Origin of the sequence: Thiocapsa imhoffii (assembly GCF_016583985.1) — a bacterium.
GTDB classification, from domain to species: Bacteria; Pseudomonadota; Gammaproteobacteria; order Chromatiales; family Chromatiaceae; genus Thiocapsa; species Thiocapsa imhoffii.
In genome coordinates, this window is the sequence record NZ_NRSD01000005.1 from 210,372 (window position 1) to 234,925 (window position 24,554).

Annotated in this window: 24 protein-coding genes and 1 tRNA gene; 5 read left to right on the plus strand and 20 right to left on the minus strand. The window is 62.1% G+C overall.

Annotated elements, in window-relative coordinates:
- Nucleotides 1–9: 9 nt before the first annotated feature.
- Genes CKO25_RS07410 through CKO25_RS07420 form a run of 3 tightly spaced genes read right to left on the minus strand, consistent with a single transcriptional unit; the run spans nt 10 to nt 3,755 of the window.
- The gene (locus tag CKO25_RS07410; protein WP_242467468.1) at nt 10–2,793 is read right to left on the minus strand and encodes a cation-translocating P-type ATPase; all 2,784 of its coding nucleotides are present in this window, start codon (nt 2,791–2,793) and stop codon (nt 10–12) included.
- Complete coding sequence (locus CKO25_RS07415) at nt 2,775–3,062, minus strand: hypothetical protein (protein ID WP_200387275.1); 288 nt, start codon at nt 3,060–3,062, stop codon at nt 2,775–2,777. The genes CKO25_RS07410 and CKO25_RS07415 overlap by 19 nt, the downstream gene beginning before the upstream one ends.
- A 24-nt stretch (nt 3,063–3,086) precedes the next feature.
- A complete protein-coding gene (locus tag CKO25_RS07420; RefSeq protein ID WP_242467469.1) occupies nt 3,087–3,755 on the minus strand; it encodes an ankyrin repeat domain-containing protein in 669 nt (222 codons plus the stop codon).
- Nucleotides 3,756–3,887: 132 nt separating this feature from the next.
- Between CKO25_RS07420 and CKO25_RS07425 the strand changes: the two genes are divergently transcribed.
- Complete coding sequence (locus CKO25_RS07425; protein WP_200387276.1) at nt 3,888–4,259, plus strand: hypothetical protein; 372 nt, start codon at nt 3,888–3,890, stop codon at nt 4,257–4,259.
- 52 nt (nt 4,260–4,311) lie between these two features.
- On the opposite strand, the gene CKO25_RS07430 is transcribed toward CKO25_RS07425, so the two are convergent.
- The 3 genes from CKO25_RS07430 to groES all read right to left on the minus strand — a co-directional run bounded on the left by CKO25_RS07430 (nt 4,312) and on the right by groES (nt 7,271).
- Nucleotides 4,312–5,010, minus strand: a complete 699-nt coding sequence (locus CKO25_RS07430) for a potassium channel family protein (protein ID WP_200387277.1) — start codon at nt 5,008–5,010, stop codon at nt 4,312–4,314.
- A gap of 284 nt (nt 5,011–5,294) precedes the next feature.
- Nucleotides 5,295–6,926, minus strand: a complete 1,632-nt coding sequence (groL, locus tag CKO25_RS07435; RefSeq protein ID WP_200387278.1) for a chaperonin GroEL — start codon at nt 6,924–6,926, stop codon at nt 5,295–5,297.
- 57 nt (nt 6,927–6,983) lie between these two features.
- Nucleotides 6,984–7,271, minus strand: a complete 288-nt coding sequence (gene groES / locus CKO25_RS07440; RefSeq protein ID WP_200387279.1) for a co-chaperone GroES — start codon at nt 7,269–7,271, stop codon at nt 6,984–6,986.
- A 245-nt stretch (nt 7,272–7,516) separates the two neighbouring features.
- Between groES and CKO25_RS07445 the strand changes: the two genes are divergently transcribed.
- A complete protein-coding gene (locus CKO25_RS07445) occupies nt 7,517–8,359 on the plus strand; it encodes a tRNA threonylcarbamoyladenosine dehydratase (protein WP_200387280.1) in 843 nt (280 codons plus the stop codon).
- 38 nt (nt 8,360–8,397) lie between these two features.
- Here CKO25_RS07445 and CKO25_RS07450 read toward each other — a convergent pair whose 3' ends face one another.
- The 10 genes from CKO25_RS07450 to CKO25_RS07495 all read right to left on the minus strand — a co-directional run bounded on the left by CKO25_RS07450 (nt 8,398) and on the right by CKO25_RS07495 (nt 14,551).
- The gene (locus CKO25_RS07450) at nt 8,398–9,312 is read right to left on the minus strand and encodes a 5-bromo-4-chloroindolyl phosphate hydrolysis family protein (protein ID WP_200387281.1); all 915 of its coding nucleotides are present in this window, start codon (nt 9,310–9,312) and stop codon (nt 8,398–8,400) included.
- Between the two features lie 28 nt (nt 9,313–9,340).
- The gene (locus tag CKO25_RS07455; protein ID WP_200387282.1) at nt 9,341–9,484 is read right to left on the minus strand and encodes a hypothetical protein; all 144 of its coding nucleotides are present in this window, start codon (nt 9,482–9,484) and stop codon (nt 9,341–9,343) included.
- A gap of 14 nt (nt 9,485–9,498) precedes the next feature.
- The gene (locus CKO25_RS07460) at nt 9,499–10,122 is read right to left on the minus strand and encodes a V-type ATP synthase subunit D (RefSeq protein WP_200387283.1); all 624 of its coding nucleotides are present in this window, start codon (nt 10,120–10,122) and stop codon (nt 9,499–9,501) included.
- Entirely contained in the window at nt 10,068–10,442 is a 375-nt protein-coding gene (locus CKO25_RS07465; protein ID WP_338115084.1) for a YkgJ family cysteine cluster protein, read from the minus strand. The genes CKO25_RS07460 and CKO25_RS07465 overlap by 55 nt, the downstream gene beginning before the upstream one ends.
- A 216-nt stretch (nt 10,443–10,658) precedes the next feature.
- Complete coding sequence (locus tag CKO25_RS07470; RefSeq protein WP_200387285.1) at nt 10,659–11,009, minus strand: hypothetical protein; 351 nt, start codon at nt 11,007–11,009, stop codon at nt 10,659–10,661.
- A gap of 385 nt (nt 11,010–11,394) precedes the next feature.
- Nucleotides 11,395–11,664, minus strand: coding sequence for a hypothetical protein (locus CKO25_RS07475; RefSeq protein ID WP_200387286.1), 270 nt, complete (start codon nt 11,662–11,664; stop codon nt 11,395–11,397).
- 50 nt (nt 11,665–11,714) lie between these two features.
- The gene (locus CKO25_RS07480; RefSeq protein ID WP_276569017.1) at nt 11,715–12,443 is read right to left on the minus strand and encodes an alpha/beta fold hydrolase; all 729 of its coding nucleotides are present in this window, start codon (nt 12,441–12,443) and stop codon (nt 11,715–11,717) included.
- Between the two features lie 5 nt (nt 12,444–12,448).
- On the minus strand, nt 12,449–13,303 hold the full coding sequence (gene folE2 / locus CKO25_RS07485; protein WP_200387287.1) for a GTP cyclohydrolase FolE2: 855 nt from the start codon (nt 13,301–13,303) through the stop codon (nt 12,449–12,451).
- Nucleotides 13,304–13,419: 116 nt separating this feature from the next.
- Entirely contained in the window at nt 13,420–14,316 is an 897-nt protein-coding gene (ispA, locus tag CKO25_RS07490) for a (2E,6E)-farnesyl diphosphate synthase (RefSeq protein WP_200387288.1), read from the minus strand.
- Complete coding sequence (locus tag CKO25_RS07495) at nt 14,309–14,551, minus strand: exodeoxyribonuclease VII small subunit (protein ID WP_200387289.1); 243 nt, start codon at nt 14,549–14,551, stop codon at nt 14,309–14,311. The genes ispA and CKO25_RS07495 overlap by 8 nt, the downstream gene beginning before the upstream one ends.
- Nucleotides 14,552–14,845: 294 nt before the next feature.
- Between CKO25_RS07495 and CKO25_RS07500 the strand changes: the two genes are divergently transcribed.
- Nucleotides 14,846–17,437 carry a sensor domain-containing protein gene (locus CKO25_RS07500; RefSeq protein ID WP_200387290.1) on the plus strand — a complete coding sequence of 864 codons (2,592 nt, stop codon included), beginning with the start codon at nt 14,846–14,848 and terminating at the stop codon, nt 17,435–17,437.
- 45 nt (nt 17,438–17,482) lie between these two features.
- Here CKO25_RS07500 and CKO25_RS07505 read toward each other — a convergent pair whose 3' ends face one another.
- Together CKO25_RS07505 and ettA are read right to left on the minus strand one after the other, a co-directional pair.
- The gene (locus CKO25_RS07505) at nt 17,483–19,222 is read right to left on the minus strand and encodes a putative bifunctional diguanylate cyclase/phosphodiesterase (RefSeq protein ID WP_242467471.1); all 1,740 of its coding nucleotides are present in this window, start codon (nt 19,220–19,222) and stop codon (nt 17,483–17,485) included.
- A gap of 43 nt (nt 19,223–19,265) precedes the next feature.
- Nucleotides 19,266–20,933, minus strand: coding sequence for an energy-dependent translational throttle protein EttA (gene ettA / locus CKO25_RS07510; RefSeq protein WP_200387292.1), 1,668 nt, complete (start codon nt 20,931–20,933; stop codon nt 19,266–19,268).
- 150 nt (nt 20,934–21,083) lie between these two features.
- Here ettA and mobB point away from each other — a divergent pair, with 150 nt between their 5' ends.
- Entirely contained in the window at nt 21,084–21,644 is a 561-nt protein-coding gene (gene mobB, locus CKO25_RS07515) for a molybdopterin-guanine dinucleotide biosynthesis protein B (RefSeq protein WP_200387293.1), read from the plus strand.
- Between the two features lie 27 nt (nt 21,645–21,671).
- On the opposite strand, the gene CKO25_RS07520 is transcribed toward mobB, so the two are convergent.
- Complete coding sequence (locus tag CKO25_RS07520; RefSeq protein WP_242467472.1) at nt 21,672–22,526, minus strand: class I SAM-dependent methyltransferase; 855 nt, start codon at nt 22,524–22,526, stop codon at nt 21,672–21,674.
- Between the two features lie 258 nt (nt 22,527–22,784).
- Here CKO25_RS07520 and CKO25_RS07525 point away from each other — a divergent pair.
- Nucleotides 22,785–22,875, plus strand: a tRNA-Ser gene (locus CKO25_RS07525).
- A gap of 186 nt (nt 22,876–23,061) precedes the next feature.
- Here the strand turns inward: CKO25_RS07525 and CKO25_RS07530 are convergent.
- Entirely contained in the window at nt 23,062–24,552 is a 1,491-nt protein-coding gene (locus tag CKO25_RS07530; RefSeq protein WP_200387294.1) for a TAXI family TRAP transporter solute-binding subunit, read from the minus strand.
- Nucleotides 24,553–24,554 lie beyond the last annotated feature (2 nt).

Here is a 24,554-nt window from a genome sequence, read left to right on the forward strand (position 1 = left end):
CGGGGGCGCTCAGACCGCGACCGATGCTCCTGGGTTGGCGCTCAGGGTCCGGCGCTGCAGCCATTTGCGGGTTTCCTCGAGCAACAGCACGCTCGCGGCCATGAGGGTTGCCGCCAGCCAGTGTGCTGGTTGCAGCGCCGTGGTGGCAAAGATCTCCTGCGCGCTCGGCCAGGTGACGACCAGCCATTGTAGGGCGAGCACGGACGCGAGCGCGAGCCAGAGCTTCCCATTCGCGAAAAATTGGTTGTTGAAGGCCGTGCCCTGTTCGTTGCGCGCGTTGAAGACATTGAAAAACTGAAACAGGACAAAGGTCGTGAAGGCAAGCGTCAAGGCGTAGGTCTCACCGTGCGTGGTGAGGGCCAGCTGAAACAGCCAGATGGTGCCCACCATCATGGTCACGCCATAGAAGGCGAGGCGGGCGAGGCGGGGGAGGGTCAGGATCTGGGCCTCGGGGCGACGCGGCTGGGCTTGCATGATGCCAGGACGGGCGGGCTCGACCCCGAGTGTCATGGCTGGAGGGCCATCCATGATGATGTTGATCCACAGGAGTTGGATGGCGGTGAAGGGTGCCGGCAGCCCCATCAAGGTTGCGGCCAGGACGGTGAGAATGGCCCCGATGTTGGTGGAGAGCTGGAAGCGGACGAATTTCACGATATTGTCAAAGATCACCCGTCCTTCCTCGACCGCCCGAACGATGGTTGCGAAATTGTCGTCCGTGAGCACCATCGTGGCGGCCTCGCGGGTCACGGCCGTGCCGGACACGCCCATGGCAACGCCAATATCAGCCGTCTTGATCGCCGGGGCATCGTTGATTCCATCCCCGGTCATGGCGACGATATGCCCACGCGCCTGAAGCGATTTGACGATTCGCACCTTGTGTTCAGGCGAGACCCGCGCAATCACGCTGATCGCATCGATCCGCCGCATCAGGGTCGCATCGTCCATCGCGTCGAGTTCCACGCCCGTCACGACGTCGCCCTGAAGACCGAGTTCCCGTCCAATGGCGGCTGCCGTGAGCCGGTGATCACCCGTGATCATCTTCACTTGGATGCCTGCATGCGCACAGCGTGCGATCGCGGCCGCGGCCTCCGGGCGCGGTGGGTCCATGAGCCCGGCCAGCCCAACAAAGGTCAACCCCTCGGTCCAGCTCCAGAGATCCCCACCCGGGTCGAATTGCGCGGCTGGAATGGTGCGTCGCGCAACCGCGAGCACGCGCAGCGATTGATTGGCCAGGAACTCGTTCTCGTCCTGGATTCGCGTGCGCATCGCCTCGCTCAAGACCTCGGAACCCCTGTCGGTCAGCCAGTGCGTGGAGCGGTCCAGCAGCACATCTGGTGCCCCCTTCACGTAGAGTTCCACCTGATCGGCTGCATGGTGGAAGGTCGCCATGAACTTATGCGCCGAATCGAACGGGATTTCGGCTAGACGCGGTCGGTGTGATTGTTCTGATTCGGGATCGAATCCAGCCTTCTCGGCGAGCACCCAAAGCGCGCCCTCGGTTGGATCGCCCAGCAGCCGGCCATCACGCACACAGGAGTCGTTGCAGAGTGCCAAGGGGCGGGCCAACTCAGTCAATGAGTGGACGTCGACAGAGCGAATCTCCCCGGCACGGTCGTAGCCTGTTCCGGTGACGCTGAAGCGTTGGCCCGCGAACCAGCCCGCCCGCGCGGTCATCTGATTCAGGGTTAGGGTGCCGGTCTTGTCCGAGCAAATGACGGTGGTCGAGCCCAGGGTCTCGACCGCGACCAACTTCTTCAGGATCGCGCGATTCTGAGCCATTCGCCACATTCCGATCGCCAGGGTGACCGTGACCACCGCCGGGAGCCCTTCAGGAATGGCTGCGACCGCCAAGGCGACCGCGGTGATTGCCGCTTGCGTCCAGGCCAGGCCGCGCGCGAGATCGAGCATGAAGATCAGGATCACGATCACACCCGCGATCACCGACAGGCGTTTGCCGAGGGTGTCGAGTTGGCGCTGCAGTGGGGTTTCGGTCTCGCGTGTTTCGGCGATCAGACCGGCTAACCGGCCCATTTCGGTTGTCATGCCGGTCGCCACAACGATCATTTCGGCCCGACCGCGGGTGACGACCGTGTTCATGTACAGCAAGTTCAAGCGTTCGGCGAGTGGCGCCCGCGGTACGCTCAAGGTGCTCGGGGACTTGCCCACGGCATGTGATTCGCCGGTTAAGGCGGCCTCATCGACCTCCAGGTTCGGCCCGATGATGAGGCGCCCATCCGCGGGAACCCGCTCACCCGCCTCGAGCAGCACCAGGTCGCCTGGAACCAGATCATCGGCATCGATCTCGATGACCATGCCGTCGCGCCGCACCCGCGAGCGGGTCGCCACCATGGCCTTGAGGGTCGAGAGGGTGCGTTCGGCGCGATACTCCTGGTGAAAGCCCAGCAGGGCATTCAGGACGACGACCGAAAGGATCACGACCGCATCCTTGAACTCACCGATCAGCCAGGCGAGCAGGGCGGCGCCAATCAGCACGAGCACGAGAAGATTGCGGAACTGATCGAAAAATTTCAGCCAGGGTGGGCGCGCTTTGGTCTCGACCAACCGATTAGGGCCGGCGGTGGCGCGTCGGTGCTGGGCCACGGCCGTGCTGAGGCCGCTGGCAAGGTCGGTCTCGACGAGGCGCGCGACCTCCGCGACCTCACGACAATGCCAGTCCGTCTGCTCGCGCTGGTGCGTCGTGGCGCCGGCTCGCGGGTCCATCGCGCGGCGCCGGCGCTCGGCACCAGGGTTGCGCATCGCGGAGATGACCTGACTCAGTCGTCCTTCAGCCATGCTTGAAACGCATCGACGAGGGCCTGGGCTTGAGCGCGGCTGGAGATATTAAACTTCGATTGCTGGCGGTATTCGCCACCGCGCTTTTGGTACCGCCTGATGGTGTATTTTTCGGGTCCATAGCTTCCTTTCGCACGATCCCAGTCCTGGTAGCGAAACAGAATCGTGGTCCAACTCCCTTTCGACAGGACCACCTTATCGATCTCCTTCGTTGTCTCGATGCCGTCCTCCACGTAGGTGACGGTCAAGTCTTCGATCCGCTCTGCCATGCGGGGACTCCTATTGGTGCTCGTTTAGCGTGGGAGCTCGACGATGGCGCCATTGCGCTCCAGTGTCGATTGGATGAAGCGCGCATCGCTCCCGGGGGCGGATTCTCGCGCAATCCGCAGTGGTAAGCGACCGTCGCCGTCGGGCTGATTGACATTGGCGCCGGCGATGATCAAGCGACGAACGGTCTCAAGATGGCCATGCTTGATCGCCGCGTGCAGGGCTGTGTCGCCGGCTTCGTCGACCCCTTCCAGGGTGGCACCGCGGCGGATCAGCAGCGCGATCGCGTCACGATCGATCACCCCGGCGGCGGACAGTTCGATCAGCATCGACTGGGCCTGCAACGCTGCGCCGCGCTCGATCAGCTGCTGCGCGACCTGTGTCCTGCCATGCGCCAGTGCAACGTAGAGGACGCTCTGACCCGCGGCATCCAGGGCGCTCAGATCGGCCCCGTTACGAACGAGTTCACGCACGATCGCGACCCGGCCTGCGCGTGCGGCCACATGCAATGGCGTTTCGCCCGCCGCGTTGCGCTTGTTGAGATCACTCTTCCAATAGGCATGTCGTTTGATTTGGTCGAGGTCACCGATTTCGACGGCACGATTGAGCCCAACGGTCGGTGCGGCCGGCTCGGTACAGGCGACGAGACTCAGACTCATCACGACCATCAGGACCGGGAATGTGAAGGCTTTCATCAGTGTTCTACTCACCACTTGGTCTATTCTTGATCTGCCCGGGGTGATCACAGACGCCGGTCCCTGTTGCGTCGGGTGCGTATCACCTGGCATCGGCTGCTCGATCTCGTCCAACATGCTAACGTATCGAACATGATCTGGAAGCTTCTTCTGACCACATTGGTGATCCTTGGTGCGACGCTGGTCATTCGGGCGCGCATCCGACGTGCGCGTCTGGGCGCGGATGGCGCGCCGCGGCCGCCGCTGATCCCCCTGGCGCTGATTCGTCCACTCGCGTACGGACTTCTTGCACTCATGCTGATCGGAAGTCTAACGCACCTGATCCGCGGTTGGGATCGCGACCAATTGCCGGTGACGGTCCAGGTCCTGAATACCCACACCGGGGCGATAACTGAATATGAGGCGCGGCGCGGCAGCGTGGAAGGGCGACGTTTCACCACCCTGGACGGGCGCACCATTTATCTGGCCGAGATCGAGCGCTTGGTCACTGAGGCGACACCCTAGGGCGCGGCAGCGGCTCTGGTGTGGCGCGGACGTGCCGTGCTACCCGCACGCATCATTTGGCATCGTGCTGGTAGAGTGTCACCAGGCGTGCGATCAGGATGGCGGGGTAGAGCTGGCCGATTAATCCTTGGATGCTGACGATGGCCCGTGCGAATGCGTTCAGCGGGGTGATGTCGCCGTAGCCGATGGTGGTGAGCGTGACGAAACTGTAGTAGTGGAGCTCCGGGAGTGGAACGTTCGGGACTCTGATGTCGGCGTCGAAGCGAAAGGCGTCAGGTGAGAACAGTATGATGATCAGATAGATGTTCGAGAAGATTAACCCGATCATGATGTAGCCCGCGATCGATCCGAGGATCCGATAGGCATTGATCCGCCCTGGGCCAAAGACCCTTGCGAGCGTGTAATAGCCCTGCGTCGTGAAAAATAAGATGGCGGTGATGGCATCGAGCAGATACAAGGTGAAGCCGCCGACGACGAGATGTGCCCAGTGGATGCAGAAGGCCATGAGGGCGATGGCGATGACAGCGTAACGGATGAGATGATGTTGCGCGGTAGCCAAGACGCCGGTGAAGAGGATCAAGGAAAAGGCAACCGCTGACAGACCCTTTTGCTCAACGGGAGAACCGTAGAGCGGGACGAAGACGGTCATATAGAGCAGGAGCAGGAAGAGTAAGGTCGCCAGGTTGTGATCGGGGTCCTTGAGAAAGCGCCAAACGCGCGAGCCGCGAGGTGAAATCTTAAGCGAGCGCATCAGTGTGTGGCGTGATCGTCCTGTGGTGAGGCCGCGCTCATCAGTCGCGTCTTTTGTACCGAACGGCTCCGGATTGCCATCAGGTCAGACGCCGTGCGCCTCTAGAGATCGCACGCGGATGACCGTCTCGGTCGTCCGCGTGCGCCATGAACCCATGGCCGGGTGGCCATGTCCGTGCCACACCAAGCGCTTCAGACCCGTCAGACGGGTTCTCTGCGTCGGAGCGTCGGATGAGGCGTTGGGGGCACCATCAGAGGTTGCCGATCCGATGGCAAGGCGGCGCTTTAATAATCCATGTCGTCCATACCGCCACCACCCGCTGCTGGAGCCTTGTCCTTCTTGGGCTCATCCGCCACCATGGCCTCGGTCGTGATCATCAGCCCCGCGATTGACGAGGCGTTTTGCAGCGCCGTGCGCGTGACCTTGGTCGGGTCGATTACACCCATCTCCATCATGTCCCCGTACTCGCCCGTGGCGGCGTTGTACCCGAAGCTCCCGCTGCCCTCGGCGACCCGACTCATGATAACCGAGGGCTCCTCGCCCGCATTGGCGACGATCTGTCGCAGTGGCTCCTGCATGGCGCGACGGGTTAGGGCAATGCCGAGATCCTGATCGTGGTTGGCGCCCTTGAGCTCAGTGACCGCGGCGATGGCACGAATCAGTGCGACGCCACCTCCGGGCACGATCCCTTCCTCAACCGCGGCGCGGGTCGCATGTAGTGCATCCTCGACGCGCGCCTTCTTCTCCTTCATCTCGATTTCGGTCGCGGCACCGACCTTGATCACGGCCACACCACCGGCGAGTTTGGCCAGCCGCTCTTGGAGCTTCTCGCGGTCGTAATCCGAGGTGGTGTCCTCGATCTGATTGCGGATCTGGTCGCAGCGCGCCTTGATGTCGTCGTGCGAACCGGCCCCGTCGATGATGGTGGTGTCTTCCTTGGCCACCTGGATCGTCTTCGCGGAGCCGAGGTCGTTGAGCGTCGCCTTCTCGAGTGACAGTCCGACCTCCTCGGAGATGACGGTCCCGCCGGTCAGGATGGCGATGTCCTGCAGCATGGCCTTGCGCCGATCACCGAACCCGGGTGCCTTCACGGCGCAGACCTTCAGGATGCCACGCAGATTGTTCACCACCAGGGTCGCCAGGGCTTCGCCCTCGATGTCCTCGGCGATGATCAACAGGGGCCGACTGGCTTTGGCAACGCCCTCAAGGACGGGCAGCAACTCGCGGATATTGGAAATCTTTTTGTCGTGGAGCAGGATGAATGGATTTTCCAGCTCGGACTTCTGACTCTGCTGATTGTTGATGAAGTAGGGCGAGAGGTAACCGCGGTCGAACTGCATCCCTTCGACGAGGTCGAGTTCGTTGTGCAGCGACTTGCCTTCCTCAACGGTGATCACACCTTCCTTGCCGACCTTCTCCATCGCCTCGGCGATGATCTGTCCGATCGACTCATCGGAATTGGCCGAGATGGTCCCGACCTGGGTGATCTCCTTGCTGGTCGAGCAGGGGCGGGAGAGGGCCTGCAACTCGGCGACCGAAGCGGCGACGGCCTGGTCGATGCCGCGCTTGAGATCCATCGGATTCATTCCCGCCGCGACGGCCTTCAAGCCTTCGCGGACCATGGCTTGTGCGAGCACGGTCGCGGTGGTGGTGCCATCACCCGCGATGTCGGAGGTCTTGGAGGCGACCTCCTTGACCATTTGAGCTCCCATGTTCTCGAGCTTGTCTTTCAGTTCGATCGCCTTGGCGACCGACACGCCGTCCTTGGTGACGGTCGGTGCGCCCCAAGACTTTTCGATCACCACATTGCGACCTTTCGGACCCAACGTGACCTTCACGGCGTTGGCCAGGATATCGACGCCGTGGAGCATCCGGGCGCGGGCTTGTTCGTTGAATGAAATCTGTTTTGCGGTCATGGTTACGATGCCTGAGTTCGAACGAAAAGGAAGATGCGGAAACGAGCAGTGAGGCCGTTATTCGACGACGGCAAGGATGTCCTCTTCGCGCATCACGAGCAGCTTCTCGTCGGTGACCTTCACCTCGGTGCCGGAATACTTCCCGAACAACACCTTGTCACCGACCTTGACGTCGAGGCGGCGAATGTCGCCATTATCGAGCGGCTTCCCATTACCAACGGCAATGACTTCGCCTTGGATCGGCTTCTCTGTGGCCGTGTCTGGGATCAGAATGCCACCGGCGGAGGTGCGCTCCTCCTCCTGACGGCGGACGACGACACGATCATGTAACGGACGTAGCTTCATAGAACGCAAGGCTCCTCAAAAAATGAGACGATCGATTGAGAGAAACACGAGACCGAAACGTTGTTAGCACTCGGTTAGCTCGAGTGCTAACAATCTAGAGAAAAACGCACCGATGTCAAGTCCCCCGCACGCGCTTCGACCGGTTCTGGTGCCGGCGTCCACGGCCGCGATCCTGGTTCAGGGTCCGCTGGCCACGAGGTCGACTGTGCCGAGCGTCCCATTCATTCTGCCCGAGCGGATCATCCATGAGTGAACTCAACCCTGATGTCGTGCGCGATCTCGATTCACGCATGGCGCGTGAATCACGCTTTGGTGGCATCGCTCGACTGTACGGGAGTGCGGAGAGTGACTGGATCGCCGGTCTGAATGTCTGTGTCGTTGGGGTAGGGGGGGTTGGATCCTGGGCGGTCGAGGCGCTTGCGCGGACCGGCGTCGGTGCCATCACCATGATCGATGGCGATACCCTCGAGGCGGGTAATGTCAATCGCCAGATCCATGCCCTGAGCCGTGATCTTGGACGCCCCAAGGTCACGGTGATGGCCGAGCGCGTGGCGGAGATCCACCCCGCCTGTCAGTGCACGCCCATTGATGATCTGCTGACCGAACACAATCTCGAGGCGCGGCTCGGGCGGGGCTATGATGGCGTGATCGACGCCATCGATCACATTCGGGTCAAGGCCGGGATGATCGCTTATTGCAAGCGACACCAGCTCTCACTGGTCACGACCGGTGGTGCCGGTGGGCGGCGCGATCCCACCGCGATCCGGGTCGCGGACCTCAGCCGCACCACCCATGACCCGCTTGCGTCCGGGGTTCGCAAGTGCCTGAGAGACCGTCACGGCTTTCCCCGCGACCCCAAACGGCGCTTCCAGGTCACCTGCGTCTATTCGCTCGAACAGCCCCGGTATCCACGACCCGATGGCAAGGTGAGTGCGGGAAAGCCAGGGCTCAGTGGGATTTCGCTCGACTGTCGTCTCGGGTATGGTTCAGCAACCTTTGTGACCGCGAGCTTTGGCTTCGCGGCGGTTGCCGCCTTGCTTGAAAAGCTGTTGGCACGCCGTCCCGGTGACGGGGTGAACGTGGGTTGAGAGCGCCTTGGCGCCTCACTGAGTTGCGCGCTCGCGGTTCACATCAGTCCTTCGCGCTTCAACTGGCTGGTCAGGACTTCAATCGCGACATCAAGATCCAGCAGGTCCTTTTCCAAGAGTTTCGCGCGCTGCTCCTCGAAGGCGGCTTCGATGCTGACGAGCACCCTGCGAAAATTGGCGTCGAGGTCAGGCGAGGTGGCCCATTGATGGGTGCGGGCGTAACCCTGCACGACACGCTCGACGCCATCCAGATACACGTTCAAAAAGGTGCGCGCGCGATAGAGGTTGCGCGGATCATCCTCGAGCAGCCTGAGGATGTCACGGGCGAGCCTGGTGATGCGCTGCAACCGGTCACGCAATTCGCTGCTTCGAAAGGCGCGGCTTGCGTGTTCAATGGCCGCGATGGTCTGCTCGGCCTGAGACAGGGTCGCGTGCGCCGATCCGGGTGGAGCGCGCCTGAAGTCCGGGTGGTCTCCCTCCCGGCGCCGCGGATCGCGACCATAGAAGAGCAGGCAGCCCAGCAGGGCAACCAGGCCGAACGTGAGACTGATCACGGGATGGTGTCCAACACCAAGCCAGGCGGTGATCCCCGTCGCTAGGCCGATCAGACCACTCCCGATGGTCTTCAAGGGCCATAACCGGCGCGCATTCGGGTGTTGCGCGAGCAGGGTCTCGTTCATCAGACCACGCAGGATGAACCAGGCGCCAACCAGATAGAGGAGATAGCCGAGACTGTTGCCCAACAGCGGGGTCAAGAGACCGCGGGCCATGGCGATGATGGCGGCAGCGAGCACAGGAAGCGGCAACACGAAGAGCAGCGCGCCCGCAACCGGGAACCGGGCGGCGACCGGATCGCGTGGCGGCGCGCGACCCGCCCGCAGACGCTCCCGCACCAGCAGCACCGCACTCATGATGGTCCCGAGGAGCAAGCCGATGAGGAGGATGCGCAGCATGCGGATGACTCGGATGCGGCGGTCTGCGTCAGGTGCCCGAAAGGGGGCTGGCGGAGGAGGCGGCGACGCTGGGCGAGGCCGAGCAAGAGGTTGCCAAGGTCTGCCACGCGGCGATCCCGATGGCGCTGATGAGCAGGATTGCTCCGAGCAGCTTGCGTGGCAGTGGCGGCATGGTGACGTGTGCTGCTAGGCTTCGGCTTGTTGTCGCAACAACTTGACTTGGAAAAGGGTGTTGCGTTCTTCCTCCTCAAGTGACGACTGAATGAAATGGATGGTGCGTCGATACAGTGGAATGATGTTGTACTTGAGCGCGTTGACCCGTTTTTGGGCCTTACGCTGTTCTTCCATCAGGCGGTGTAAGGCGGTTTCAACCTCGGCGAGACGCGCGAGCAGAACACAGGCATTAGCGAGATTCTCGCGCGTCGTGTCGAAGCTCGCATCCGTCCCCAGTAACCCCACCGGCTTGAGCGGAACCCGCTCACTGGTGACCGCCGGATACTCGACGCCGAGCGCGCGGCGCGGGAGGATGTCGACGGTCAAGGTTAACTCCGATCCGAGCGCGGCCTGATGAATACCACGACTGCCCATGCGCAGGTGCGAAATGCTGAGACAGCGGTAAGCCTCGGCGAGGGCCTTCTCGGCCGCGCTGCGCAACCGTCGATATTCCCCGATGCGTTCGTAGACGAGACGCGTGAGCAGTTCGCGCTTACGCTCAAGCAAATCATGGCCTTCCTCGAGGAACTTCGCTTGTTTCTTCAGCCGCAGCAGGGTGTTCTTGGTCGGGGGAACCTTGATGAGTTGTGATGCCATGGGATGCTCTCGGTGAACTCACGATGCTCGGCAAGACATTCGGGACTGCCGACGCGCAGTTCTCGACACACAAGCGGGCGCTGTTCGTAAATGCGGCACAATAGGGTCTGACGGTCGAGCGCAATGCACCAACCGTCGTCGAGACGGGCCATGACCGTCCCCCCGCGCGGATCGGCGCGCATGAATGCCTCTGGAACACCGGTTTCGGTCAGGCACCATACCTCGAGTCGACAGCACGCGGCGGGGCAGTGTGCACAATCGATTCCGGTCGACGGCTGGCTCATCGGGTGTGGGGATCTCGGATTCAGGTTGCGCGCCATGATGAAAGCGCTCGGGCCGCATTCCCTCGGCGCATCGACACGCCGGTACGGCGGATCGGGGGGTGGGTGGAGGATGGCGGCGCGGATCGTTCAAACCCATGATCAGCGGGCGGCGGGACGCATCGTCATCGGCGCTGGTGTCCCGCGACCATTCGGAGCCGAAACAAGGCGACCCCAACCACCGACAAGGCGATGGTTGGGGCACTCAGAGGGTGCTCAGTCGTACTTGCCGCTGATCGCGCCGCTGGCATCATCTTCCGCCTCGAGATCGGCGGCAGTTTTGGCTTGTGCTTCTGGATCCGACGTGGGATCCGTGATTTGCCCTTCCTGACCAATGTTCATGGGTTCGTCGCCAGTCAGCTCAACGCCCTGCTGCCTGAGCATCTCGCCGGTCTTCTCTTGGGCTGCTGCGTCGGGCGTGGGGGCGGTGAGCTGCCCTTCTTGACCGATGTTCATCGGCTCGTCGCCGGAAATCAGTGGGTTCTCCGCCTGCACGGTCGTGGCGAGGCCGCCGAGCGTGACGGTGAGGGCGGCCACTGAACTCAACAGAATTTGCTTCACTTTCACAGGCTTGTTCTCCTTGCTCGTCGTATGAATCGGGGCAACCAGACAACTGAGGTCCTGACGGATCGGTCTACGCCGAGCGTTGCAGGAAACGGCTCATCTGTCGAGTGCACCGGGGGACAGTTGCTCGTACTCGATCACCATGCAATGCCACCTCGATTCCGGCGAACCGCAATGTGATCGACCCGAAACAGGTGTTGATCTTGTCACCTCAGATCTTTCGATCATACCAGGGTTTAAGGAAATTCGAATGATTTCCGCTCCCGCTGACGCGACCGGCATTTCGGGTTGCGGCACGGCTCAGAAGGCAACGCTGTTGGCTCCATCGGCAGGTTCCATCACCCTGAGCATCGACTGATGTGGCGACAGTCCGTTCCCGGGGGACGGATCACGACCGCTCGCGTCGCAGGGGATGGAGCAGACTCAACAGGGTCGCCGCGACGCCAAAAAAGGCGAACAGCAGTTTAAATCCCCGCTCCCCAAGCGTCACGATCAAACTATTCTCTTCCTCGCGCACATGATCGGTTCCAGGTGTCGGAGTGGCCGAGGGCGGCGCGGACCCTGGCTCGGATGCATTCTGTCGCATGAGTAACTCCTCACGATGGTCGAGTCGATTGGCACAGCGAATATCCGTGGCCTGTTCTGTATGCAGACTCATGCCACGCCATCAGGGTTCCGCCCAACGGGCGCTCGCCTCAATCCCGGCCCTTAAGGGTGTGCCTGCCCAAGGGTGTGATGGATCAGAGGTTCGAGCCGTCCTGGGCACTCGAGCAGCGGATTATGGCCGATCTTTGGCAAGACATGAAGGTGGGTCGTTGGCCGGAGTTGCCTCACGGCACGGGCGATGGCGAGGAATTTGGTGTCGGAGCCGCCGACCACCCAGGTCAGTTGACCCGGAAAATCACGCACACCGTCCCAGAGGCTCGGCATCCGCCCCAAACCCAGCCTCTCCAGGGACGATGCCAGCGCCTCGGGCCGGTGGGAGAGGCGGTGTTGCCGTTGCCATCGCAGGCGCTCGGGGTCGAGGCGCGCTTGGGTCGCGAACAGGGGCTGTGTTTCCCACGACGCGACGAAGGACGCGAGACCCTCAACCCGCAACCGGTACAGCCATTGGGCGTCGTGGGCGTTGCGCGCATCACGTTCGGGCATCGAGCGCAAGCCCGGATGGGCGGAGATAATGAGCGCGCGGCGGAAACGGAGCGGGGCCGCGGTGAGCAAGCCGAGCGCGAGGCGTCCGCCAAGCGAGTAGCCGGCTAGGGCGTCGACCTCGGCGGGGAGCGCGGCTAGGAGACCCTGAATCGTCTCCTCGAAGCCCTTGACCGCTTGATCCGTTGGCCCGTGTCCAGGCAGGTCGATGGCCCAAGCCCGCGGGTCGTCGCGAAGTTGCGGACAGGCCATCCACCAGTCGCTTGCACGCCCCGTGAAACCATGGAGCAAGAGGATCAGGCCGCGGTCTCGGTCAGGCGGTCCATGGCGGTCTTATCGCGCTCGATCAGTGCATAGGCCGAATGATTGTGGATGGACTCGAAGTTCTCGGCCTCGATCACATAGGCGCTGATCCGATCGTCCTCGTTGAGTCGTTGCGCGACATCCCGGACCATGTCCTCGACGAATTTTGGATTGTCATAGGCGCGCTCGGTCACGAATTTTTCATCCGGTCGTTTGAGCAGACCGTAGAGTTCCGAAGAGGCCTCCTGCTCCACCAACTCGATCAATTCCTCAATCCAGATGTAGCCTTGGGTGCGCACTTGGACCGTGACATGGGAGCGTTGGTTGTGTGCGCCATAGGCCGAGATTTTCTTCGAGCAGGGGCAGAGGCTGGTCACGGGGACCACGACCTTGATTTCAAGACTGGGCCGTCCGTGTCGAATCTCGCCGATGAAGGTGACCTCGTAGTCGAGCAGACTCTCGACGCCGGTCACGGGCGCCTTCTTGTTGATGAAGAACGGAAAGCGCATCTCGATATGACCCGCTTCCGACTCGAGTCGCTCGGACATCTCGGTGAGCATCTCCTTGAAGGTGCTCACCCCAATCTCACGCTCGTGATGATTGAGAATCTGCACGAAACGTGACATGTGCGTCCCTTTGAAATCGTGCGGCAGATAGACATACATGTTGAAGGTGGCAACGGTATGTTGTTCAAGGCCACTGCGATCACAGATCCGCACGGGATGGCGGATATCCTTGATCCCGACCTTGTCAATCGCGATCCGCCGGGAGTCGGCGCTGCCCTGGACGTCAGCGATCTGGGTGCCGCTGGATAGACTGCAGCCGGATGAATCGAGCGCGTGCTCCATGATGTAACATCTCTCAGTGAACAATCGTGTTCGGCGATGATTGATGGTGGGGTCAGCGCACGCGAAGACCAATCGGTTCGCAACTTCAGGACTCGCCGCGGGGGCTCCGCCCGGATTCAAGCCGTGCGACCAAGCAGCGCACTGGCGATCCAGCGTAAGGGGCGTGCGCGATCTTCTGGAAAGACCGCGATGCTCGCGAGCGCATCGGCGATGAGTCCGTCCGCCATGGCCTTGGCCTCGTTCAACCCAACCAGCGCGGGATAAGTGGCCTTTTCGAGGATCTCATCCCGGCCGGCGGTCTTGCCGATGAGGGCGGTGTCGCCCTCGACATCCAGGATGTCATCCTGGATCTGGAAGGCTAAACCGATGCATTTGGCATAGTGATCAAGACGTTCGCTCTGGTGCGCGTCGGGATCATCATGGGCGAGCATGCCCATCTGAACCGACGCCCGAATCAGGGCGCCGGTCTTGTGAATATGGATGTGCTCAAGGAGGGCGACATCCTGGACCTGGCCCGCCGCGGCCAGATCGAGTGCCTGTCCGCCGACCATGCCGCGTGCACCACTGGCCCGCGCCAGATTCGCGACCATCGCAATCCGTTTGGACGCCGTGAGCCCCGGAGCATCCGCCAGCGCTTGGAAAGCCAGTGTTTGCAGGGCGTCGCCAGCGAGGATCGCGGTTGCGTCGTCGAAGGCACGATGACAGGTCGGACGCCCGCGGCGCAGATCGTCATCATCCATGGCCGGGAGATCGTCATGGATGAGTGAATAGGCATGAATGAACTCCACCGCGCAGGCGGGTCGATCGAGCAGGGTCGGGGTGACCCCGAACGCCTCGCCCGCCGCGTAAACGAGCAACGGGCGGATGCGTTTTCCACCCCCAAGCACGCTGTAGCGCATGGCTTCGTGCAGGCGGGTTGGTTCGACCTTGGTCGGGGGCAGGAGCTCGTCGAGCATGGCCTCCACGCGGGCCTGGATGCGTGCGCGAAAGGCGTCGAGATTCTCGTCAGTCATGGGATTGAAATGGCTCTGGCTCGGCGTCGACCCGGGTGTCGCTGAGCAGGCGCACGCGCTGCTCCGCCGCATCGAGCGCTTGTTGACAACTGCGCGTGAGTCCGATTCCGCGCTCGAATGCATTCAGCGACTCTTCAAGACTCATCTCGCCCCGTTCCAAGGCGTCGACGATGGCTTCCAGTTCGCTGAGTGCGTGCTCGAATGGCGGTGGTGCGGGAGCGGTTGATTTTTTCACATCACTCTGTTTGCAAGAAAACAATCACTAAGAGGACGCTTGCGACGATGGCGGCAGGCTTGATCACGGACGGTCACGTGGCCTACGTTAGCTTGATGCGGGTGAAGGGTCAAACGGTGGCGGTACCGGCTGTCGCACCAGGCATCACGCCCTCGATCAGCCGCGTCAGACCTCCGCCGCCTCCCCTGCGCGCTGCACTCGCACTGAATCTCGCTAGGGGCATCCTGGTTGTGCTGTTGGTCAGCTTGACCCACACTCCCGTTTCGCCACCAACGGTCGGATCGTTTTCACAACATGAGCGCCAACCGCCACAATCTTGACGATGAGGCCAATGCCCGAGAGGTGATCACGGCATTGCAGGACGAGATTCGGGCACTCGACGCACGACTTCGCGGGTTGCACGAGGCTGAGGCGCAGCTTTTGGCCACCCAGTCACTGTTGCGGACGGTGATCGACGAGATTCCGGATTTCGTCATCCTCAAGGATCACGAGGGGCGTTTCCTGCTGGCCAACCGCCCGCTTGCCTCCTTCTATGGCACCACTCCTGATCAAATGGTTGGAAAAGACGACGCTGACTTCAGTGCGTCGCCCGAACAGGCCGAGTTCTTCCGTCAGAACGTCAAGGCGATCATGGCGCGCGGGGTCACCGAGATCGTCTTCGAGGAGTCCACGGACGACGAGACCGGTGAAGTTCGCTATTTCAAGTCGATCAAAAAGCCGTTCGTTGGTCCGGATGGCGATCCGCGTATCTTGGTGATCGCGCATGACATCACCGATATTCGGCAGGCGCAGGCGCGGGTCGAAGCCAGCGAAAAACTCCTCGGCTATGTTCATGAAGCGACCCGCGAGGGGATTTGGGACTGGGATATCCCGAGCGGCAGGTTGCAGCACAACGCGCGCTGGTTCGACATCCTTGGTTTTGCGCCCGAGCAACTCACCGGAACCATTGCCGATTTTAAGAACCGTCTGCACCCAGACGATCTCGCCGGGACGATGGCCGCCCTTGAGTCCGCGCTCGCGGGCGGCGCGGACTATCGCCACGAGCACCGCATGATCTGTCAAGACGGTCGGGTCATCTGGACCCTCGACCGTGGTCGCATCGTCGAATGGGACAGCCAAGGGCAGCCGATCCGGATGGTCGGCAGTTTCGCGGATATCACGGCCCGCAAACTCGCCGAGCAACAACTCGCTGAGAGCGAGGAGCGTTTCCGGCGTTTATTCGAGGATACACGTCAGCCCCTGTCCTTGATCGATGAGGGCCGGTTCGTGGCCACCAATCAGGCAACGCTTCAGATGTTGCGGATGACCTCGCCAGACCAACTGATCGGACGCACTCCGGGGGATGTGTCTCCGCCCTATCAGCGTGATGGGCGACCCTCAGGGGAGAAGGCGCTGGAGATGATTCAAACCGCGCTCGATCTCGGGTCCTACGAGTTCGAATGGGAGCATGTCCGCGCCAATGGCGAGTGTTTTCCAGCGACCATCCTCTTGACGGCCATCCGTGAACACAACCGCGAGATGATGCATGTCGTCTGGCATGACATGACCGATGCCAAGAAGGCGCAGGCGCGGATCGAGTACATGGCCTACTATGACGCGCTGACCGGTTTGCCGAATCGTGTGCTTGGCCAGAAGCTGCTGTCGCACGCCATCACTGCCGCGCATCAGCGCGCGGCATCGGTGGCGGTGCTCTATCTCGATCTGGATAAGTTCAAGTATATCAATGACACCCATGGACACGAATTGGGTGATCAATTGCTCAAGGCGGTGGCGATTCGGCTGCGCAGCCAACTGCTCGGCGAGGAGCAGGTGTGCCGCCTGTCGGGCGATGAGTTCATGCTGATCTTCCCGAGCACGCCCCGGCCTGATGTGCACAACGCAATGCTGCGGCACTGCAAGCAGTTGTTGACGAGTTTAGAGTCGCCATTCGATCTCGACGGTATTCGGCTTTCCATGTCCTTCTCTGCTGGGTGTGCGATCTATCCACAAGATGGAATGGACGGCGATACCCTGATGCGCAACGCGCACACCGCGCTCTACTACGCGAAGAAGACCGGGCCGCGGTTCTACCGACTCTTCGAGCCCCCGATGAATGCCGACCTCATCCGCTTCGTCGAAACCCGCGAGGCATTACGTGTCGCGCTCGAACGCAACGAGTTCGAACTGCACTATCAACCGCAGATTGATTTAAGTACACGCCGCGTCATCGGGGTCGAGGCCTTGATTCGGTGGCGGCGTCCGGGCGTCGGACTGGTGATGCCGGGGGACTTCATCGAGGTTGCCGAGGAGAGCGGTTTGATTCTGCCCATCGGGCGCTGGGCCCTGTACGAAGCGTGTCAGCAAGGTGCGGTCTGGGGGCAACGCGGTTGGAGCAACCTGTCGATCGGGGTGAATCTCTCCGCGGTTCAGTTCCGGGAAGGACAACTCGGTGAAGACGTGCTCAAGGCACTGGATGCGAGCGGATTGCATCCCGCACGCTTGGACTTGGAATTGACCGAGTCCACTCTCTTGTGCCACCAGGAGACGATTTCGAGCACGCTCACGAGTTGGAAGGCGCTGGGTATCCGCCTCTCGATCGATGACTTCGGAACCGGTTATGCCAGTCTCGCTTATCTGAAACGATTCAAGGCGGACACCATCAAGATCGATCGTTCGTTCGTACAGCACCTGCTGACAGACCAGGAGGATCGCGCCATCGTCAAGGCCATCATTCAGGTCGCGCAGAGTTTGAACGTGTGCACCATCGCGGAGGGGGTGGAGTCGTTCGAACTCGCTGAGCAACTGGCATCAATGGGCTGCGATCAGGTTCAAGGGTTTGTCTATTCGAAGCCATTGCCGCCGGACGCATTCGAGAAATGGTTGTTGGCTGCCGAGGTTCTGCCCTGAATGAGGCCGCGCCCAGGGGGGCGTTCCCGATCGCTGGCGCATCCTCTACGAGGACGGTCCCGTCTGGTTCAACTGCCCCGGGACCAGATCCTCGAGTCGCAGGGAGGGACCGACCCCAAATCCCTGGGCATAGTCGACTCCCATCTCTCGGAGGATCTCGATGATGTGAGGGGTCTCGGCCCACTCGGCGATCGTCTTCAGTCCCAGAATGCGTCCGAGGTGATGGATCGAGGACACCAGTGCATGGTCCACTGGATCGGTTGCAAGCTGACGCACGAAGCTGCCATCAATCTTCAGATAATCCACGGGCAGCAGTTTCAAGTAGGTGTATGAGGCGAAGCCGGTGCCAAAGTCATCGACCGCGAAGGAGCAACCGAGTGCGTGAAACTCCTCGATCATGGCTTGCGCGCGGGGGAGGTCGAGCACCGCTGCTGTCTCCGTGATCTCGAAGCAGATGCAGGAGTAGGGCACCTCGTACTCACGGAACTGCCGCCGCAGATAGGACGCGAAGGAGTCGTCCATCAGGGTGGTGCCCGAGAGATTGATCGCCAGCAAACAGCGGTTCGGATACAGGGCCTTCCAAGCACGCAGTTGTTCGGCTTGGTGTGAGAAGACGTGATTGATGATCCAGCGGTCGATCGCGGGCATCAGGATGTGACGCTCGGCGGCACCGATGAAGGCATCGGGGCCAAGAATGTGCCCATGCTCGTCCTTCATGCGCACCAGGATCTCATAGTGGGTCGGGGCGTCGGGCTCCTGCAGGGGCAGGATCGGTTGGAGGACGATCTGGAAGCGCCCCTGGCTCAAGGCATCGCCGATCAAGGGGATCAGAACCATGTCGTCACGATGGCGAATGGTTTCGGCATCACCATCGTTGAACAGGTGCAGTCGATCTCGCCCCTTTTCCTTGGCGACACGACAGGCGATATCCGCTTGTCCAAGCGCGCGGACCGCATTCACGCGCTCCGGATCGAAGACCACCATCCCGATACTGACGGTGACGCTGAAGGTGCGGTCCTGGCAGGAGAACAGGAAGTGACGGGTGGTCGTGATGAGTTCTTCGCAGCGTTCGCGCGCATCCTGTGCCGCGGGTCCGATGAAGAGTGCGGCGAACTCATCGCCGCTCAGTCGCGCGACGGCCGCCGCTGAGTTGAGCCGAGCGCGGATGATGCGCCCGAGTTGCTCGAGGAGTTTGTTTCCGGCAGCCGCCCCAAATGTCTCATTAACGACCTTGAAGCGGTCGATGTCGATCAGACAGATCGCATGCGTGGGTTGCGCCTCGTCGCATGCCTCGAAGGGAACGACCGCGCCGAGGATGCCCTCGAAGGTCGTGCGATTGTGCAACCCGGTGAGCGGATCACGATGCTCGAGAAATGCGAGGCGCCGTGCGCTGCGTTCCTGCTCTGTCAGGTCCTCGATGACCAGCAACAGACCCGGGGCCGCGCCGAGATCGATCGGGTGCATCAGCACCCGCACCGGTCGGTGACGTCCGTCGACATGGACGGCCTGGAGCCGCCGGCTGACCGGGGCGTCCGTGGTGTCGTCTTCCGCGCGGCGAAAGTCGGCAATGCCGTCGAACTCCGGGAGCAGATCCCCGATCGATAGGGATCGGGCCTCGTCCCCATGACGCCCAAACAGGGTCTCCGCGGCCCGGTTCAGGTACTGGATGCGCTGATCGGCGCCAATCAGCGCGACCCCATGCGGGAGCAAGCCGAGCAGTGTCTCGAGCATGACTGAGTCCTGGTCAGCCGTGTTGGCACACGGCTGGATGCTGCTCAGATTCATCGGCAAGCTCACGCCACAGCGCCCCATCTCCCGGGCTGAATCGTCAGGCCGAGAGTCTGCGGTATTTCAGACGGTGTGGCTGATCGGCATCCGTTCCCAGACGGCGATGGCGGTCGGCCTCATAGTCGGCATAGTTGCCCTCGAACCAGGTGACTTGGGAGTCTCCCTCGAAGGCGAGGATATGGGTGGCGATGCGATCGAGGAACCAGCGGTCATGACTGATGACCACGGCGCAGCCCGGGAATGTCAGCAGCGCCTCCTCGAGGGCTCGCAGCGTTTCCACATCGAGATCGTTGGTCGGCTCGTCGAGCAGTAGAAGATTGCCGCCGCTCTTGAGGACTTTCGCGAGATGGACGCGGTTGCGTTCCCCTCCGGACAGGTCGCCGATCCGTTTCTGCTGATCGGTGCCTTTGAAGTTGAAGCGACTGCAGTAGGCCCGCGAGGGCATCTCGAAGCGACCGACCACGATGGTGTCGGCCCCCCCTGAAATCTCTTCCCAGATCGTCTTGGTGTCGTCGAGCGCGTCACGGCTCTGATCGACATAGGCGATCTGGACCGTCTCGCCGATCCGCAAGGTTCCCGCATCCGGGGTCTCGTGTCCGGTGAGCAGACGAAACAGGGTGGTCTTGCCGGCGCCGTTCGGCCCGATGATGCCCACGATTCCGCCCTTGGGAAGGTTGAAGGACAGATCCTCGTAGAGCAAATTGTCGCCGTAGGCCTTCTTCAAACCCTCGGCCTCGATCACCAGATCGCCCAATCTGGGACCCGGTGGAATATAGATCTCATTGGTTTCGTTGCGTGCCTGGAACTCCTGGGATTGCAGTTCCTCGAAGCGCGCGATCCGGGCCTTGCTCTTGGCATGACGGCCCTTCGGGTTGGAGCGCACCCACTCCAGCTCGTGTTTCATGGCCTTGATGCGGGCCTGTTCCTGCTTTTGCTCGAGTTCGAGGCGCGCTTCCTTCTGCTCCAGCCAGGAGGAGTAATTGCCCTCCCAGGGAATGCCGTGGCCGCGGTCGAGTTCTAGGATCCAGCCCGCGACATTGTCGAGGAAGTAGCGATCATGGGTCACCGCGACCACCGTGCCGGGGTACTCATGAAGAAAGCGCTCGAGCCAGGCCACGGACTCGGCATCGAGGTGGTTAGTCGGCTCATCGAGCAACAGCATGTCGGGTTTCGAGAGCAACAGGCGACAGAGTGCGACCCGCCGCCGTTCTCCCCCGGAGAGTTTGCTGACATCCGCATCCCACGGCGGGAGACGCAGCGCGTCGGCGGCGACCTCAAGGGTCCGCTCGAGATTGTGCCCGTCGGTGGCCTCAATCAGGTTCTCAAGGTCAGCCTGCTCCTTGGCCAAGGCATCGAAATCCGCATCCGGTTCGGCATAGGCCGCGTAGACGGCGTCTAAGCGCGCGAGCGCGGCCGTGATGTGGCCAAGCGCCTCCTCGACATTGCCACGCACATCCTTCGTCGCATCAAGCCCGGGCTCTTGCGAGAGAAAGCCGATGTTGATGCCTGGCTGCGGACGTGCTTCGCCTTCGATCTCGGTATCGAGCCCCGCCATGATCTTTAAGAGGGTAGATTTGCCCGAGCCATTGAGACCCAGCACGCCAATCTTGGCGCCCGGGAAAAAGGAGAGCGAGATGTCGCGCAGGATGACGCGCTTGGGTGGCACGATCTTGCCAACCCGGTTCATTGTAAAAATATACTGTGCCATAAGTCATGAGTCAGGTTCGTTGAGAGCGCCCGTTCGGACACCACACCATGGTTGCGTAGGGCGCACCCTGAGCAAGCGGGATTCCGGCTGGTCTCTTTCGCTTGCATTCTGCGCTGAGCCTGATCAAAAGTCCAAGCTGGAGCCAGAACGATGAGGCATGATTCGGTCCCAGTCGTGGGATTCGTCGCCCCCAGCGGCATGGGGAAAACCACCTTGGTGCGTGCGGTCGTGCACATCCTGACCGTACAGGGACTCGCCGTCGGTTATCTGAAACATGCGCACCATCGGTTCGATCTGGACACCCCAGGGAAAGACAGCTATGAGGTGCGGGCGGCGGGGGCCTCCCAGGTGCTCTTGGCGTCGGGCGCGCGCTGGGCACTGCAGGTCGAGCATCCCGTCCCGACCCAGGAGCCGGCGTTGCAGGCCATGCTGAGCCGGTTCGAGCACGCACGGCTCGACCTCATCATCGTCGAAGGCTTCAAGCATGCGGCCTATCCTAAGATCGAGGTCTACCGCTCAGCGGTGGCCCACGCCAATCAGCTCAGGCCACTCTATCCTTGCGATCCGGACATCATCGCGGTGGCGACCGACGCACCTCTGCCCGAGCCGCGTCCGCCGGTCACGCTGCCATTGAATGATGCAGGGCGTGTCGCCGAGTTCGTCCGTGGTCGTTGCGCCGACGCCCGAGATCCCGGCACGTCCGTGTCCTGAGCCCGCCGAGCCCTTCACCCCGGCCGGTCACTTCTCCGCGCTGAGGTAGGCGATCCATCCCGCATCCGGCTCGCCAGACTCGACGGGCACGAACACCCCGTCCGGTCGACCCTCGGCATCCCAACCCTGCCAGTAGACCAGGACGCGAGAGAAACCGGCCTGGGCGAGCAGTTCCCGGATCTCCGGGAGCGTCCATAAGCGCCAATCGTAGCTGAAGGCACGGTGGCGTTCGGAACCATCGGTAAACCGAAAATGGATATGGCAAAGGAGCCGTCCCGTAACCGGCTCATACGCCGCCTGTTCCCAGACATAGGTGAAACTTCCGCCTTGCGGGTCGCGCACGCGCCGCTCCTCACTGAGCAGACGAAAGGTATCGTAGCCACCGAAGGCATCCAAAAAAAAGATGCCGTCATCGGCCAGTTGGGCATGGACGCGCTCGAAATACGCCAGGATCCGAGGACGATCGCGAAGCAGCCAGTAACTGCAGTTCATCGCCAGCACCAGATCGATCGGCGGGCATGCGACCGCTAAGACATCGCCCTGAAGGAGGCTGACCCGCTGTTGACGTTCCGGGTCCAGCGCTGCCAGATTCCACCGACGACCCCAATCGAGCACCTCGCCATCCAAGTCGATGCCCCAGGCGCGATTGCCTTTGCGCCGCCGGACCCATTCGCAGCAGACGGCCGCCGCGCCACAAAAATCCTCGCGCATTCGGGATGCGCTGCGCCCTCGCAGTTGGCGATAGATCCGATCGACGAAATCGACCTCCGCGCGCGGGTTCTGCACCGCGAGCTGATAGAGTCGATGAGGATCCGCGACTTCGGCCAGGGTCGCCGACACCTGTGGTGTTTCGCAATCCCAGCCGGTTTTGGGTCTCGCCATCGCGTGCGGATGTCTCCGGTCTTGGAATCCTGAACGGGGTTGCGTCGACGTGCGGCTTGGACGGCCCCGATGCGGAGGTGTCGGGTCGCGTCAAGGATCAGCATCCGAACAGGTCGCGGCTGGGATCCTTCGGCGTCGCGTGATTTGAAAGCCACACCGCCATAGTGTAACCTCACGCGCTCGCAGGCACGATGACCTGGGGAGGGAGCGACAGATCTCGAGGTCGAGACCCAACCTGGCCATTCGATCCTGTTCTCAGGAGAGGTGTCCGAGTGGCTTAAGGAGCACGCCTGGAAAGTGTGTATAGGTTAACAGCCTATCGAGGGTTCGAATCCCTCCCTCTCCGCCACTATTGTGATTTTTCGCTTTATTTTTCAATATGGTCGGTTAAGGCAGGTAAAGTCAGTCCCCCAATGTCGCTCTGAGCCGCGCACGTGGAAGGCAGGAGCCTCACCGACAGCGCGGGAACGTGAATCAACGACCTTTGGCGTCGAGCCAGTTCCGCCAGTCCCATCGGGTCATTCTGGCTCAGGGCTCAGGGCTCCGAATCGCCCAGATCCATCAGGGCCTCCTCGGCACCAGCATGCAGCGGAATCATCAGGCCGCGCGTCGCATGGTCGAGGGATAACTGGGTGCCCTGGATACTGCCCAGGGTCAGCCATCGATTGGCCGGGTCGAACAACTGGCGAATGAAGAAGGCCGCCTCGCGATCGGTTAGGCTGGTGTCGGCCAGCAGCATGGCGCTGACCGCGATCGTGGCGATCGCATTGCGCTGCTTCGGGTAGGTGCCGGGCCGCAGTCGATGGGCGAAGATGCCTGGCCGGCTTGCCATCAGCCGCTCGATGGCGTCCTCGTCGAGTGGCAGGAAGCGCAGATCGAGCGTCTCGGCCGCCGCACGAATCTGATCGGCTGGTTCTCCGATCACCTGCAGGAGCGCGTCGATCCGTCCGTCGCGCAAGGCCCGCAAGCCTTCGGCCAGAGTGAGATCAGCGGCGTTTCGGAGGTCATCTGGTCCCAGCCCGTAAGCCGCCAGCACCGCCCTGGCGGTCTGGTGCGAGGCCGAGCCGGGTGGCCCGATACTGATGCGCCGGCCTTTCAAGTCGGCGAACCTGTGCAGGTCGCTGGCATTCCTGACCACCACATGCAGGGGCTCGGGGAAGAGGCTTGCCAGTGCACGCAGGCCATGATTCGGCCCGTCCTCTGCGAACGCGCCAAGACCGACAAAGGCTTCATACACGACATCGCTTTGCGACAGGGCGAGGACGGTCAGGTCATCACGCAACAGCATCAGGTTCTCGACGCCACCGCTCGTGAGCAGCGGCTGGAGCTTCACCCCCGAGTCCATCAGATTCACGCTCCAGGCATTGGCAAAGCGTGCGTATTGACCCTGATCGGGACCGCTGGCGAGGGGGAACCCGTGTTCGAGACGGCTGATGCGACCGCGAATGTTGCCGAGCGAGCGCGCGACTTCGTCATGGATGATGCGGCGTGCGGCCACGCTGGTCCCGCCCGGTGACAGGTTCAGCGCGGTACTAATCGCGGCGGCGAGCTGTTCATCCTGGGCCATCTCGGCCCCTTCGCCAGTAGTGGGAAGCCGCGGCGCGCTGAAACCCTGTGGCACGACCGGTTCCCAACCGTGCGCGGATTCGCGGTAGATGAGGCTGCCGCGGGCGCCGAGGATGTCGCCGCGGACGTTGCCGCCGGCCTGAATGCCCGTCAGTCCCCGTGGCCCCGTGCCGAGTAGGCTCACCAGGTTGGCGACACCTGGCGCATCCCAGGCGCCGAAGTTCTGGTCGCGGTCGACTCGGAGTTGCGCGTTGAAATAGACGATCCGGCGGGTTTCACCCTGGGGTGCGTTCGCGTCGTTGGCGCTGCCGAGGCGTCGCACCTGCTGGAGCGTCAACGCCGTGTCACCGAAGGTCTCGGCGAGGCGGGCGTCCAGATCACTCTCGATCTGGGTGGCGTCCGGGCCATGCTCGCAGGCGGTGAGCGTCAAGACCAGCAGGATCAGGAGCATCCGCTTCATGT

Excerpts from the sequence above, each read along its gene's own strand:
- CKO25_RS07410 (WP_242467468.1), bottom strand. The coding sequence starts at position 2,793 with ATGGCTGAAGGACGACTGAGTCAGGTCATCTCCGCGATGCGCAACCCT.
- CKO25_RS07415 (WP_200387275.1), bottom strand. The coding sequence starts at position 3,062 with ATGGCAGAGCGGATCGAAGACTTGACCGTCACCTACGTGGAGGACGGC.
- CKO25_RS07420 (WP_242467469.1), bottom strand. The coding sequence starts at position 3,755 with ATGAAAGCCTTCACATTCCCGGTCCTGATGGTCGTGATGAGTCTGAGT.
- CKO25_RS07425 (WP_200387276.1), top strand. The coding sequence starts at position 3,888 with ATGATCTGGAAGCTTCTTCTGACCACATTGGTGATCCTTGGTGCGACG.
- CKO25_RS07430 (WP_200387277.1), bottom strand. The coding sequence starts at position 5,010 with ATGCGCTCGCTTAAGATTTCACCTCGCGGCTCGCGCGTTTGGCGCTTT.
- groL (WP_200387278.1), bottom strand. The coding sequence starts at position 6,926 with ATGACCGCAAAACAGATTTCATTCAACGAACAAGCCCGCGCCCGGATG.
- groES (WP_200387279.1), bottom strand. The coding sequence starts at position 7,271 with ATGAAGCTACGTCCGTTACATGATCGTGTCGTCGTCCGCCGTCAGGAG.
- CKO25_RS07445 (WP_200387280.1), top strand. The coding sequence starts at position 7,517 with ATGAGTGAACTCAACCCTGATGTCGTGCGCGATCTCGATTCACGCATG.
- CKO25_RS07450 (WP_200387281.1), bottom strand. The coding sequence starts at position 9,312 with ATGCTGCGCATCCTCCTCATCGGCTTGCTCCTCGGGACCATCATGAGT.
- CKO25_RS07455 (WP_200387282.1), bottom strand. The coding sequence starts at position 9,484 with ATGCCGCCACTGCCACGCAAGCTGCTCGGAGCAATCCTGCTCATCAGC.
- CKO25_RS07460 (WP_200387283.1), bottom strand. The coding sequence starts at position 10,122 with ATGGCATCACAACTCATCAAGGTTCCCCCGACCAAGAACACCCTGCTG.
- CKO25_RS07465 (WP_338115084.1), bottom strand. The coding sequence starts at position 10,442 with ATGGCGCGCAACCTGAATCCGAGATCCCCACACCCGATGAGCCAGCCG.
- CKO25_RS07475 (WP_200387286.1), bottom strand. The coding sequence starts at position 11,664 with ATGAGTCTGCATACAGAACAGGCCACGGATATTCGCTGTGCCAATCGA.
- folE2 (WP_200387287.1), bottom strand. The coding sequence starts at position 13,303 with ATGGAGCACGCGCTCGATTCATCCGGCTGCAGTCTATCCAGCGGCACC.
- ispA (WP_200387288.1), bottom strand. The coding sequence starts at position 14,316 with ATGACTGACGAGAATCTCGACGCCTTTCGCGCACGCATCCAGGCCCGC.
- CKO25_RS07500 (WP_200387290.1), top strand. The coding sequence starts at position 14,846 with ATGAGCGCCAACCGCCACAATCTTGACGATGAGGCCAATGCCCGAGAG.
- CKO25_RS07505 (WP_242467471.1), bottom strand. The coding sequence starts at position 19,222 with ATGAATCTGAGCAGCATCCAGCCGTGTGCCAACACGGCTGACCAGGAC.
- ettA (WP_200387292.1), bottom strand. The coding sequence starts at position 20,933 with ATGGCACAGTATATTTTTACAATGAACCGGGTTGGCAAGATCGTGCCA.
- mobB (WP_200387293.1), top strand. The coding sequence starts at position 21,084 with ATGAGGCATGATTCGGTCCCAGTCGTGGGATTCGTCGCCCCCAGCGGC.
- CKO25_RS07520 (WP_242467472.1), bottom strand. The coding sequence starts at position 22,526 with ATGGCGAGACCCAAAACCGGCTGGGATTGCGAAACACCACAGGTGTCG.
- CKO25_RS07530 (WP_200387294.1), bottom strand. The coding sequence starts at position 24,552 with ATGAAGCGGATGCTCCTGATCCTGCTGGTCTTGACGCTCACCGCCTGC.